Source organism: Legionella yabuuchiae, assembly GCF_900640115.1.
Classification (GTDB): Bacteria; Pseudomonadota; Gammaproteobacteria; order Legionellales; family Legionellaceae; genus Legionella_A; species Legionella_A yabuuchiae.
This window is the reverse complement of the sequence record NZ_CAAAIW010000004.1, coordinates 59,580-72,897: the sequence shown is the minus strand read 5'-3', so window position 1 is coordinate 72,897 and position 13,318 is coordinate 59,580. Positions and strand designations below refer to the sequence as shown.

The following is a 13,318-nucleotide window of genomic DNA, read 5'->3' as shown; positions in this document are numbered from 1 at the left end:
TTATTCGTCCCAATTTCTGTCGTCGCGGGCAAGCAATGAAATGGCGGCAACGGGGCCCCATGTGCCTGCTTGGTAAGGTTTTGGTGCTTCCGAATGACTATGCCAGGCATCAATAATGCCATCAACCCATTTCCAGGCGCATTCCACCTCATCTCGCCGGACAAATAAATATTGATTTCCTAGCATAGCTTCTAACAATAGTCGTTCATACGCATCGGTAATGCGTTGGGATTTAAACGTTTCATCAAAACTTAAGTCAAGTTTGGTTTGTTGCAAACGCATATTTTTACCCAATCCAGGGATTTTATTCATAATCTGAACTTCAACGCCCTCATCTGGCTGCAAACGGATAATTAGCTTATTAGCCGGAAGCTCATTGATCGTTTTGTGAAAAATATTCAAGGGTTGTGATTTAAAGCAAATGACCACCTCCGTCATTTTTTTTGGCATTCGCTTCCCGGTTCTGAGATAAAACGGCACCCCCGCCCAACGCCAATTATCGATATCGACTTTCAACGCAACGAAGGTTTCCGTCTGGCTATTTGTACGAGCGCCTTCTTCCTCAAGATAACCAGGTACCGCATGACCGCTTGTAAAGCCACTAACATACTGGCCTCGAACCGTTTTTTCTTTGACGTTCGTATAATCAATCGGTCTTAGCGCATTCAAAACCTTGAGTTTTTCATCACGTATATTTTCAGCATCTAAACTGGCTGGTGGTTCCATGGCAATCAGCGACAAAATCTGAAGTAAATGATTTTGAACCATATCGCGCATTTGACCGGCATCATCATAATAGCTCCAGCGACCTTCCACCCCCACTTCTTCAGCGACAGTGATTTGGACGTGATCAATCATGGTGCGATCCCAATTGGAAGCAAAGATCGTATTCGCAAAACGAAGTGCGAGTAAATTTAAAACCGTTTCTTTGCCGAGGTAGTGATCAATACGATAAATCTGATTTTCATGAAAATATCGCGCCACATCGTTATTAATTTGCTGGGATGAAGCAAAATCCTTGCCGATTGGTTTTTCCATAACCACACGACAGGAGGAATTTGCTAACCCTACTTCTGCTAACCCTTGGCATATCAATCCGTATAATGACGGAGGTGTCGCAAAATAACTCACCGTTAAGCGTTGGCCAGGATCGATGACCTGAACAAGCTTTGCATAATCAGCCGCTTGACTCAAATCTATAGAACAATATTCAATTCGAGCGCTTAAACGTTGCCATACTTCTTCATTAAAAGGTTCTTTCAAAAATTTGCGCAGGCTATTTTCTGCGTGTTTACAATAGGCCCCAAGGCCCATATCATCCCGTGCCACAGCAACTATTTTGCCATCTCTGGGCAATAAGTCTGCTTTTTGCAATTGATATAACGCGGGCAATAGTTTTCTACAAGCCAGATCTCCTTTGGCACCAAATAATAATAAATCACAGGCATGTTCTTTGGGTGTTGGCGACATAGTGTCGTTTCCTTTACAGTTCATCAGCTTTCAATGCTACAACAATCAGTTGTAATTTTGTTCTTCCGGCGTATTCATTAATATCCAGACGATAGGCGGCGTGAATTCGATTGGCGCGATAATTGGGCCAAACCTTCAAGTCCACATTAAACGCGATCGCATCGAATATATCCCCTCCTTGCTCATGGGTAAGGGTTAATTTTAAATGCCGCTCCCCAACTAAGCGCTGGTCTAAAATTTCGAAGCGATTATCAAATATCGGTTCAGGAAAGTGCTGACCCCATGGGCCTGCTTCATTCAATAAAGAAGCCAAACTCAGGGTTAATTCCTCAGGCGCTAATCCACCATCCGTCAGAATCTCACCCGTACAAGCGCTCAAGTCAATTTGCTTCGCCACTTCTTCTATAAAACACGATTTGAATGTTTTAAATTTTTGGGGCTCCACGCTCAACCCTGCAGCCATAGCATGGCCGCCGAACTTTATTATAAGCCCTGGAAAATCTTTGTCGATGGCTGCAAGAACATCTCGAATGTTTAATCCAGGAACCGAGCGTGCCGATCCTTTTAGCTCCGTATCGCTAACCGCAGCAAACGTAATTACTGGACGGTGAAATTTCTCTTTTAGTCGGCCCGCTAATATGCCGATTACCCCTTGATGCCACGAGCTATCCATCAAACATAACGCAACAGGTAAGGTATTATGTTCAACCGTTGACATAAGCTTATCTAAAGCATTCAGCGCTTGATCTTTCATCTCTGTTTCGATTTTACGGCGCTCAATATTAAGTTCGTTCAACTGTTCAGCCAAAACACGGGCTTGGCGATCATCTTCAGCCAAAAGACATTCAATACCTAGCGCCATATCATCTAATCGACCGGCGGCGTTTAATCTTGGGGCGATGGCAAATCCCAAATCACTTTCGCGTAACTGTTCAACCTTACGACCAGCGACTTCAATCAACGCACGAATACCCGGGCGTACGAATCCCCTTCGAATTCTTGTAAGCCCTTGATTAACCATAATACGGTTATTTTTATCGAGCGCCACAACATCGGCGACCGTTCCTAAGGCCACAAGATCCAGAAATTGCGCCATCGAGGGTTCAACCAGGTTATTTTGCTTAAACCAATCCAAGCTCATTAAATGACGACGCAACGCCATCATCACATAAAAAATCACACCCACGCCAGCGATGGACTTACTCGGAAAAAAGTCGCCAGCTTGGTTTGGATTAACGATGGCGCAGGCATTAGGCAATGCCTCACCCGGTAAATGATGATCGGTAACCAAAACATCAATGCCCGCATTATTGGCAGCAGCAACACCCTCAATACTTGCAATCCCGTTGTCGACGGTAATAATTAAATCCGGCCGCCATTGTTTTGCCACATTGACAATAGCGGAAGTTAAGCCATAACCAAACTCAAAACGATTAGGAACTAAAAACTCAACATACTTAGCACCAAACATTCGTAAAGCCGAAACGCCAAGTGCCGTGGAGGTTGCTCCATCCGCATCAAAATCCCCAATAATAAGAATTCGTTGTTGGTTCTGAATTGCCTGATAAAGGCGAGCAACCGCTTTGTCTATGTCGGTTAAAGAGTCAAAAGGGAGCAATGCCCGAAGGCTTTTCTCAAGCTCGGAAGCCTCCACAATGCCACGAGCGGCATAAATCCTTCGCAACACCGGATGAGGCACGTCTAAGTCAGGTAAATTAAGGGGTAATGTTCGCTGCTTTATTTGCATAAGTTTCTAACTCCACCAGCGTGTAAACCAGGGCTTGGACTGCGTTTGATAAACAGCATTGTTCCAAAACCACGGCACGCTTTTATTGTTTAATTGTTTTTGTAAGTAGATTAATGCTTCACCCTTTAACTCATCAAACAACAACAAGCTATGTTTTGATAACCGACTTCCAGGCTGATAGAACGTTGCATGATTAGAGATTAATTTGGCTAATTGCAATAAGGACTCGGTTTGGCTTAGGATTGGTTTGCGTCCTGGCTCATGTAAGCGACCGCTCCCCCAAAGCCAAATCCCATTAATTGGAACATTTGTTCGATTTTTATTAAGAATATTATTGCTTAAAAACATTTGGCTTTCGGTAAGAAATCGCTGCCAATACATGGTGTTATCCAATGATCGCAACAAAGGCATCATGGATTGATGTAAAGCACAATGAACCGGTAGTGAATGTAAAGGAGGCTTAGAATCACATCGAATGAGCCAAGTATGCTTATCCACATAATAGGTAGCAAAGTCATCTGCCCGAACAAAATCACTAAAAGCAACAAACCAAGCTTTGCTTTCCTCCTCAGAAACTTGAAGTTCTGTACCACAAGCCTTCATAAGTGCGTCATTATGTGTCGCTTCCCAATACACCGGTGACGCCACTAACCACTCACCCGCAAGATTCAAATGCCGAGCTAACAGCGCTCCCACCGGTAAAGAATCATTGGCATATCCTACGCAAGCTAAAATATGTGCGTAAAAATTTCCTCCATCTGAAATTAACGCGGCTTCTTTGGGTAAAGCCTCAATTTCAGCATTAACCACAATTTGCATATTTAAGTCTACCCTGCGCGCAATAACCCATCCGTGCGAAACAACGTTTTCATATTTCGTAACGCTTGACGGATGCGTTGAGTATTTTCTATAAGCCCAAATCGCACATAGGCATCCCCTTGTTGCCCAAATCCGATACCAGGAGATACGGCAACAGAGGCTTTCTTTAAAAGATATTTACTAAACTCAAGCGATCCCATTTCACGATAAAAAGGAGGAATAGGCGCCCACACAAACATCGTTGCTTTGGGTCTCTCAACTTCCCATCCCAGCTCATTTAGCCCATCACAAAGTAAGTTTCGTCTTTGTTCATAAATGTCACGTATTTCGTGCACGCACTCATCGCTACCTTCTAAGGCAGTAATTGCCGCAACTTGAATTGGAGTAAACATTCCGTAATCAAGGTAAGATTTAAGTCTTGTCAACGCAGCAACAAGTTCCTCATTCCCACAAACAAACCCTACGCGCCAACCGGGCATGTTATACGATTTTGAGAGAGAATAAGTTTCTACCGCAATATCACTTGCACCTGGCACTTGCAAGATAGATGGCGCTTTGTAACCATCAAACACGATATCTGCATAGGCCAAATCATGAATAACCCAGAGTTGATGGGCCTTGGCCAAAGCCACGACTTTTTCAAAAAAACCGTACTCGACGCAATGCGTGGTTGGGTTAGCAGGAAAGTTAATCACCAAGGCTTTGGGTTTGGGCCAAGTTTGCGCGATCGCACTTTCAACGGCGTCTAAAAATTGATATTCGTCAACCAAGGGAATTTGTTTCACATTGGCTCCGGCAATCACAAACCCATAGGTATGGATGGGATAGGTCGGATCAGGAACTAAAATAGTATCCCCTGGACCTGAAATCGCCAAAGCAAGATGCGCCAAGCCTTCTTTTGAACCGATTGTGGTCACAATTTCAGTATCGCTATTTAGTTCCACATCGTAATGACGTTTATACCAAGCAGCCATTGCTCGGCGAAGACGAGGAATCCCTTTTGACATTGAGTAGCGATGGGTATCTGGACGTTTGGATGTTTCAATTAATTTATCCACAATATGTTGAGGCGTTGGTGCATCAGGGTTTCCCATCCCAAAATCAATAATATCTTCGCCGCGAGCACGCGCTGCGGTTTTGAGTTCGGTTAAGGTATTAAACACATATGGGGGCAAGCGCTTAATCCGAGGAAATTGACTCATTCTAGTTCATCTCTATAATATAGTTATGACCATTATTCTACCTGAAAAGATCAGCATATTCAGGTAGAATGGGTATAAATTAATAAAGAATTAACTGCCACTATGCAAATCAATAAAGAACCTGTCGAAATCCATAGTATCCGATCTTATTCAGAGCATGAAGTGACGATTAACTCACAAGTTTATCATTCTAATCTAATTGTTTGCCGCGATAGTATTATTACGGATTGGCAAGCGGCTTCCTTGCAGACACTCGATCTTGACTTAATGAAGCCTGTATTAGAAACAAGCCCTGAAGTAATTATTATTGGTCATACTCAATCGGGAGTTCTGGTGCCTCTAGAAATATTAATGGCCTTATCACAGCAGCGTATTGGCTTAGAGGCAATGAGCCTAGGTGCCGCATGCCGAACATTTAATATCTTATTAAGTGAAGGTCGTAACGTGACATTAGGCATTATTTTTTCGCCTTGAGTTATTACCATGGAGATGGGCATCCATAGTATTCATAGCTGAGGGCCTTTTCAACCCAACCTATTAACCTTAAACTTGTCGTCTTGCCTCTAATACATTCGGAATTTGACCAATTTTACTTAAGAGCCGGGAAAGACTACTTAAACCATCGATTTCAACCGTTAACGACAAATAAGAAATATTTTCTTGTTTGTTGGTTTGAGTCTGTAAAGAATAAACATGAGCTTTTTCATTTGCGAGTAACGATGTGAGGTCACGGAGTAATCCTGTTCTATCAAACGCCTTAATTAAAATATCCACAACGTACTGCTCTCGTGTAGCGCTACCCCAACTGACTTCTAAGAACCGCCCCTTTTGCCGCTCGCTGGCATGAATAATATTAGGACAATCTTTTCGATGCACTGAAACCCCTCGACCTAACGTGATGTAACCGACCACATCATCTCCAGGTACTGGCTGGCAACACCGAGCCATATGCGTTAGTAAGTTGCCCACTCCCTCAATTCGTAAATCACTGCCAGATACTTCGGGTTTGGTATGGGGCTTTAAAATCGTCAGGATATTGTGTGCTTCTGTTTCTGGCGGTGTTATTCGGCTAATGACTTGCCCAAGCTTAATATCACCTCGTCCAAGAGCTGCATATAAATCATCTAAGCTCTTAAGGTTAAAGGCCGCAACAACCTCATTTAAACGATCCGGTTTTAACCCTAACGATTTTAATTCTTTATCTAAGAGTTCGTGTCCTTCGGCCTTATTTTTATCAAAATCTTGCAGCTTAAACCAATGTAACACCTTCGCTTTTGCACGTGAGGTTTTTAAATAATTCAGATGTGGGTTAATCCAATCTCTAGAAGGCTTGGATTCTTTACCGGTAAGTACCTCCACGCTATCGCTTGTTTTTAGCGTGTACGTCAAGGGAACAATATGTCCATTCACTTTAGCCCCACGACAACGATGGCCTACTTCACTGTGCACGTTATAAGCGAAATCCAGTGGTGTTGAGCCTTGTGGCAAATCCAGCACGTCGCCATCTGGCGTAAAGACATACACTCTATCTTCTAAAAACTCTCGTTCGATGTCTTCGGAAACGCCTTGATGGGTTGCCATCTCGCGATGCCAAGCTAACACTTCGCGTAGCCACTCAATTTTACGCTCATGACTTTCTTTCTGCCGCCCTGCGCCTTCCTTATATTTCCAATGTGCCGCAACACCCATTTCGGCTAAATCATGCATTTCAAAGGTGCGGATTTGCACTTCAAACACGCGGCCTTCAGGACTTTTAACTGCCGTATGCAGCGATTGATAACCATTCGGTTTCGGATTCACAATGTAGTCATCAAATTCTGCAAGCACTTGTTCCCACAAGGAGTGCACCAACCCTAGTACTTCATAACATTGCTCTTTTGTATCCACCAAAATTCTAACCGCGGTTGCATCATAGATTTCATCTAACGATACATTTTTGCGAGTCATTTTTTTGTAGATGCTATGAATATGTTTAGAGCGTCCGTACACCGCAAAATGCTCAAATCCTAGAAGTTTAATCTGCTGATTTAACGCATCGATAATATAATTAACAAATTGATCGCGTTCCAGTCGCTTCGATTTCAGTCCTTTTGCAATCGCCTTATATTCTTCGGGATGCAAATAGCGGAAAGCGAGATCTTCCATTTCCCATTTAATTGCTCCAATTCCAAGACGATTCGCTAGAGGCGCATAAATTTCCATCGCTTCCGTAGCAACTTGTTTTCTCATGGCCTCTGGCATAGGGGAAGAAGTTCGTAGCACACATAATCGCTCGGCAAGCTTAATCAGTACGACGCGAACATCATCGACCATCGCCAGCAGCATTTTACGAATATTATCGATTTGGTGTTTACTTTGTGGGTATTTGTTTAAAGCACTGAGATTGGAAAGACCGCTCATTTTCTCAATGCCCTTAATTAATTTTGCAATCGAAGCACCCAGCTGTTCTTCAACAACGTCTAGCGATAAATCAGTAAAATGAACGGTTCGATAGACAATGGCGGCAATCAAAGTTTCTTTATCTACCTCTAGATCAGCCAAGATATCGGCCATAGCCAAGCCCTGTTGAAAGCAGGATTCGCCCGTTTCAGTCGCTTGCTCGGCGCCTGCGAGCTGACTTAATGTGCACGCGTTTCGAATCAAATCTAAATCGGCGAGATAGCCTTTATTGGCTAAATGCTGCAACCATTGTTCTACATCAATCGTTCCTTCGGATAATATCGCCGAAGATTCTTTTACCTTGACCATAACAACCATCCTTTATTGTTCAAAGAGTGCGATTGACTCCACATGAGCCGTATGAGGAAACATATCCATCACCCCCGCGGCTGTTAACGTATATCCATGGATATTGACTAATACCGCTGCATCACGAGCTAATGTCGCGGGATTACAGGATACATAAACAATACGACTTGGCTTAATTCGATCGATATGCTTAACAATAGTCATCGCCCCTGTGCGTGGAGGATCCAATAACACTTTATTAAATTTAACATCAGCGAACATCGACAAAGCGTATTCATCATCAAGATTCGCAGCTAAAAATTTGGTGTTGTTTAGCTGATTCAATTCAGCATTCATCTTCGCTCGCTGAACCATGCGCTCACTTCCTTCAACGCCTAATACCTCACGGCAATGCCGAGCAATGGGAAGTGAAAAGTTGCCTAAACCACAAAACAAATCCAACACACAATCTTCCGGTTCAAGGGCCAATAACTTGAGCGCTTTATTAACCATGAGACGGTTTAAGCTCGAGTTTACTTGAGTAAAGTCTGTAGGATGAAACTTGAACGTAATGTGCTCATCGGGCAGTTGATACCTTAAAAACTCGTCCGCATCGTTAGGGTAAAACAACGTGACGGTATCTTCCCCGCCTGGCTGTAAATACAATTTAAATCCGGTTCGCGCCCCAAACGCTTTTAACTTTTGCTCATCATCATTCACTAAGGAGGATAAATTTCTAAAGATGAGGGCAATGTCTTGATCGCCTGCAGCCACTTCAATCTGGGCAATCGATGAAGGATTGGAAAAATCGTCAATGAGCGCTCTAAGATTAAGAAGCTCGGTCGCGATAGTTGCGCTTAATACGCTACAAGATGCTATTTCAGCGATATATCTCGGGTTATGCTTTTCTCTAAATCCCACCAAGGTTGACTGTTTTTTTTCAACATATCGGGCGCTCAATCGAGCCTTTTTACGATAATGCCAAGGGTCGTGAATCAAAGGCTCTAACACCTGTTCGGGTGTAATATGAGCGGTTCGCGCTAGCAAATCCAGCAGCTGCTCTTGTTTATGACGAATCTGGGCTTTGGCATCAAGATGCTGGAGGGAACACCCTCCACAAACGCCATAGTGCGCACATTTAGGTTCAACTCGCTCTTGAGAGGCGGCCAAAATCTCAATGACCCGCCCCTCATCAAAATCCTTTTTTTGACGCAAATACTGAAAGCTTACAGTCTCACCAGGGAGGGCGCCTTCAATGAAGGTTGCTTTACCGTCGATTCGAGCAATACCTCGACCGTCGTGACTAAATCGTTCAATGGTTGTGGTGAACGGTGTGCTAGGGAGGCGTTTACGTCGTTTAGTCATGAATACATCCAACTACTTTAAATTTGCAATAAATTTATCAACTTCTTGTGGAGATAACTCCACCGATTGACCCCGTGCCAAAAATCTTGGGAGGGATAAATTTCCATAGCGAATGCGAATTAGACGACTGACTTCAACCCCTTGCGATTGCCATAATCGCCGCACTTCGCGATTCTTTCCTTCGGTGATGATGACATGATACCAACTGTTGGTTCCTTCACCACCGCGAAATTCTATCTTCTTAAATTTTGCCAAACCATCTTCAAGCTCCACACCTTTTTCCAAGGATCGTAGGGTCTCACGACTTACGTCCCCCCTAACTCGAACAGCATATTCTCGTTCAAGTTCGTATTTAGGATGCATTAAGCGGTTGGCAAGCTCGCCATTGTTTGTGAAAATCATAAGGCCCGATGTGTTAATATCCAAACGCCCGACTTGAACCCAGCGTCCTTGCGCTAAATGGGGTAGGCTATCAAATACGGTTTTAGTGTGCTTAGGATCATGTCGACTAGATATTTCACCTACAGGCTTATGGTAGAGTAGGATTCTCGTCTTAGAGGCGATCTTCAATGGATTCGCAATAATCCTTCCCTTAACACTGATTTTATCACTCGCGCTCACGGTAGCGCCTAATTTAGCTTGCTCACCATTAATATGAATAAAGCCGCTTTCAATCCAACGCTCCATTTCACGACGAGACCCGAAACCCGCTTGGCTCAATACTTTTTGTAATCGTTCACTGCTCATAATCATTCATTCAAGTTAGAGGTCTCAATGCCGGCGGGTTGATTAAGACTCGGCAAATCATTGAGACTTTTAAGGTTAAAGTAATCTAAAAACTGTCTTGTAGTTGCATAAACGGCAGGTCTTCCCGGAACATCTCGATGCCCAGCGACCCGTACCCATTCGCGTTCTAATAAGGTTTTTATAATTGCGGTGCTGACTGCCACTCCACGTATTTCTTCAATGTCTCCTCTAGTAACGGGTTGTTTATAAGCGATAATTGCCAAAGTCTCTAACAAAGCCCGTGAATATCGAGTAGGTTTTTCGATTGTAAGGCGTTCAATCCAGCCACTATAAAATGGCTTGGTCTGTAACCGATATCCGCCAGCGACTTGAACAAGTTCAATGGCACGCGCCTGATAATCTTCAGATAAGCTCTTTAATGCTTCTTCAAACTGCTCGAGACTTGGTTTTTCCCATTCATTAAAGACTGCCAATATCGCTTCAGCACTAAGCGGCATCGAACTACTCATGAGTAACGCTTCTATGATCAATTTTAGCTCATGATTCATGGTCAACCGACCCTATGTAGATTGGAGAGAAAAGATTCGCTTGCGTAATGATTAATAATGATTGTCTAGCGAGCTCCAGAACGGCTAACAAAGAAACCACAACCCCCATTCGCCCCTCATGATAGCTATACAGTGAAGAGAACTCACAAAAGGTTTGCTGCTGCAATAACTCCAAAACCCGATTGATTCGCTCGCGAACCGAAAGTGGTTCGCGGGTGATTTGATGATGAACGCGATGCCCTTGTCGTTTAAACAACCCTTCCATCATCTCCAACAAAGTGCTTAAAGCCACATCCGGATCTGGGCGCTTCAGTGCCACAACATTCGACGGTAAGTATACTGGATACACATCTCGTTCGCAGCGTGGGAGCTGATCCAGATGATCTGTCGCTTCTTTAAATTGCTCATAAGCCTGCAATCTTCGAACCAAAGCCATTCTTGGGTCTTCTTCAGCGTCTTCTTCGTTTTGTTGGCTTGCAAAAACTGGCAATAACATTCTTGATTTTATTTCAGCGAGCATGGCGGCCATTGCTAGATAATCCGCAGCCAGCTCCAGCCGATGTTCTTTCATCAAAGCAATATAATGCATATACTGCTCAGTAATATGCATCATAGGTATATCGAGAATATCAATATTTTGCTTTCGAATTAAATACAAAAGCAGATCTAGCGGCCCTGAAAAAGACTCCAGTAAAATTTCCAATGCATCGGGCGGGATAAACAAATCTCCAGGTAATTCTAGCAGAGGTTTACCTGCAACAACCGCTAAAATTTCTGGCTTATCATTCATCAATAATCCAATCCCATCGCTTCTCGAACGTCAGTTAATGTTTTATTGGCTTCTTCTCGAGCTTGTTCACTTCCCTCAGCAACAATGCGCTTCACAGAACCCAAATCTTGTTTAAACTCAGCGATTGACGCTTGAATCGGTTTTAACTCATTTTGGATAGCATCAATAACCGGCCTTTTACAATCGACACAGCCGATTCCTGCCGTACGACAACCCGTTTGAGCCCAAGTCTTTACTTCTTCACTAGAATATACTTTATGAAATTGCCACAGCGGGCATCGGTCTGGTTCGCCGGGATCCGTCCGTTTTACACGTGCGGGATCAGTAGGCATGGTCAAAATTTTCTTTTCAATATCAGCTGGATCTTCTCGGAGGCTGATGGTGTTGTTATACGATTTAGACATTTTCTGTCCATCTAGCCCCGGCATTTTTGCATGTTCCGTTAAGAGAACATGGGGCTCATTTAGAATGATTTTTCCAGTCCCATCTAAGTAACCTAATAAGCGTTCTTTATCGCCAATGGAAAGATTGGATTGGTTCGCCAGCAAGGCTTTAGCTGTGTTTAATGACTCATGACAACCTTCTTGCTGAAACTTAGTGCGCAACTGCGTGTAAAGTGTTCCATTTTTTTTACCCATTTTTTTGATGGCTTCATTAACCGCTTCCTCAAAATTTGGCTCACGGCCATAGAGATGATTAAATCGGCGTGCCACTTCACGAATTAATTCCACATGGGGCGCTTGGTCTTCACCCACAGGAACATAATCTGCTTGATACAATAATACATCTGCGCTTTGTAATAACGGATAGCCTAAAAACCCATAGGTAGATAAGTCCTTCTCATGCAGTTTTTCTTGTTGTTCTTTATAACTTGGAACACGCTCAAGCCACCCTAAAGGCGTTATCATCGAGAGCAATAAATGAAGCTCTGCATGCTCAGGAACCCATGACTGAATGAATACATGAGATAAGCTAGGATTAACCCCACAAGCCAGCCAATCGATCACCATATCCCAAAGATTTTCTTCAATTTTTCCAGGCTCATCATAATGGGTTGTAAGTGCATGCCAATCTGCAACGAAAAAATAACAGTCGTATTGATGCTGTAATTTTATCCAATTTTTTAATACGCCGTGATAATGACCTAGATGTAACTTTCCGCTGGCCCGCATACCGGAAACCACTCGTTTATTGGCACTGAATAACGCTGACATTCAAATCCTCGATCGTTCTTGCTAAATTCAAAAAAATTTTAATCTATCTTTAAAGTATGAAATTTTTTATTTAAATGGTTCAGGATCCCCTTTTCCTTCTCTTAGTATTTCCGGGTACTCACCGGTCAAATCAACAACGGTGGTGGGTTCTTGATAACAATTGCCCCCATCAATAATTAAATCAATTTGACTACCAAGCAGATCGCGAATGGCTTCTGGCTCACTGAGCGGCGCGGTAGCTCCTGGTAAAATTAAGGTAGTGCTTAGTAAAGGCGCATCTAAGCATTCAAGCAATGATAATGCGATGGTGTTCTCAGGAACCCGAAGCCCCAAAGTTTTTCGTTTGGGATGTAACATCAACCGTGGTACTTCACTAGTGGCATTTAAAATAAAGGTGTACGAGCCTGGAGTAAATGCCTTTAATAGGCGAAAAATAGGATTATTCACTCGAGCATAAGTTCCTAATTGCGATAAATCTCGACACACGAGCGTCATGTTATGGTGCTTATCGAGTTGACGTAACCTGCGAATTCGTTCGAGCGCGGATTTATTCCCTAAGGCACACCCTAGCGCATACCCAGAGTCTGTGGGATAAACTATAATGCCTCCATCCTCTATAACCGATACTGCTTTACGCAGCAATCTAGACTGGGGGTTGTCCGGATGTATCGCAAAAAACTGGGTCATAT

At 43.3% G+C, this 13,318-nt stretch carries 12 protein-coding genes; 1 reads left to right on the top strand and 11 read right to left on the bottom strand.

Features of this window, described 5'->3' with window-relative positions; all coding sequences use genetic code 11:
• The 4 genes from zwf to alaC are packed head-to-tail and all read right to left on the bottom strand — an operon-like array spanning position 1 to position 5,238.
• A complete protein-coding gene (gene zwf / locus E1O47_RS02450; protein WP_133129684.1) occupies positions 1 to 1,470 on the bottom strand; it encodes a glucose-6-phosphate dehydrogenase in 1,470 nt (489 codons plus the stop codon).
• A gap of 13 nt (positions 1,471 to 1,483) precedes the next feature.
• A complete protein-coding gene (gene recJ, locus E1O47_RS02445; protein ID WP_133129683.1) occupies positions 1,484 to 3,217 on the bottom strand; it encodes a single-stranded-DNA-specific exonuclease RecJ in 1,734 nt (577 codons plus the stop codon).
• 6 nt (positions 3,218 to 3,223) lie between these two features.
• Positions 3,224 to 4,036 (bottom strand): hypothetical protein, encoded by an 813-nt coding sequence (locus E1O47_RS02440; RefSeq protein ID WP_133129682.1) that lies wholly within the window; start codon positions 4,034 to 4,036, stop codon positions 3,224 to 3,226.
• Between the two features lie 8 nt (positions 4,037 to 4,044).
• The gene (alaC, locus tag E1O47_RS02435) at positions 4,045 to 5,238 is read right to left on the bottom strand and encodes an alanine transaminase (RefSeq protein WP_133129681.1); all 1,194 of its coding nucleotides are present in this window, start codon (positions 5,236 to 5,238) and stop codon (positions 4,045 to 4,047) included.
• A 102-nt stretch (positions 5,239 to 5,340) separates the two neighbouring features.
• Here alaC and E1O47_RS02430 point away from each other — a divergent pair, with 102 nt between their 5' ends.
• Positions 5,341 to 5,712, top strand: a complete 372-nt coding sequence (locus tag E1O47_RS02430; protein WP_133129680.1) for an Mth938-like domain-containing protein — start codon at positions 5,341 to 5,343, stop codon at positions 5,710 to 5,712.
• 69 nt (positions 5,713 to 5,781) lie between these two features.
• On the opposite strand, the gene relA is transcribed toward E1O47_RS02430, so the two are convergent.
• From relA to E1O47_RS02395, 7 genes are all read right to left on the bottom strand, one after another.
• On the bottom strand, positions 5,782 to 7,986 hold the full coding sequence (gene relA / locus E1O47_RS02425) for a GTP diphosphokinase (RefSeq protein WP_133129679.1): 2,205 nt from the start codon (positions 7,984 to 7,986) through the stop codon (positions 5,782 to 5,784).
• Between the two features lie 12 nt (positions 7,987 to 7,998).
• Complete coding sequence (gene rlmD, locus E1O47_RS02420) at positions 7,999 to 9,330, bottom strand: 23S rRNA (uracil(1939)-C(5))-methyltransferase RlmD (RefSeq protein ID WP_133129678.1); 1,332 nt, start codon at positions 9,328 to 9,330, stop codon at positions 7,999 to 8,001.
• A gap of 12 nt (positions 9,331 to 9,342) precedes the next feature.
• Positions 9,343 to 10,077 (bottom strand): 23S rRNA pseudouridine(2605) synthase RluB, encoded by a 735-nt coding sequence (rluB, locus tag E1O47_RS02415; RefSeq protein ID WP_133129677.1) that lies wholly within the window; start codon positions 10,075 to 10,077, stop codon positions 9,343 to 9,345.
• A 2-nt stretch (positions 10,078 to 10,079) separates the two neighbouring features.
• Positions 10,080 to 10,625 (bottom strand): SMC-Scp complex subunit ScpB, encoded by a 546-nt coding sequence (gene scpB / locus E1O47_RS02410; protein ID WP_133129676.1) that lies wholly within the window; start codon positions 10,623 to 10,625, stop codon positions 10,080 to 10,082.
• A complete protein-coding gene (locus tag E1O47_RS02405) occupies positions 10,615 to 11,415 on the bottom strand; it encodes a segregation and condensation protein A (protein ID WP_133129675.1) in 801 nt (266 codons plus the stop codon). Before E1O47_RS02405 ends, scpB begins: the two co-directional genes overlap by 11 nt.
• Complete coding sequence (locus E1O47_RS02400) at positions 11,415 to 12,629, bottom strand: tryptophan--tRNA ligase (protein ID WP_133129674.1); 1,215 nt, start codon at positions 12,627 to 12,629, stop codon at positions 11,415 to 11,417. Before E1O47_RS02400 ends, E1O47_RS02405 begins: the two co-directional genes overlap by 1 nt.
• A gap of 66 nt (positions 12,630 to 12,695) precedes the next feature.
• A complete protein-coding gene (locus tag E1O47_RS02395) occupies positions 12,696 to 13,316 on the bottom strand; it encodes an L-threonylcarbamoyladenylate synthase (protein ID WP_133129673.1) in 621 nt (206 codons plus the stop codon).
• Positions 13,317 to 13,318 lie beyond the last annotated feature (2 nt).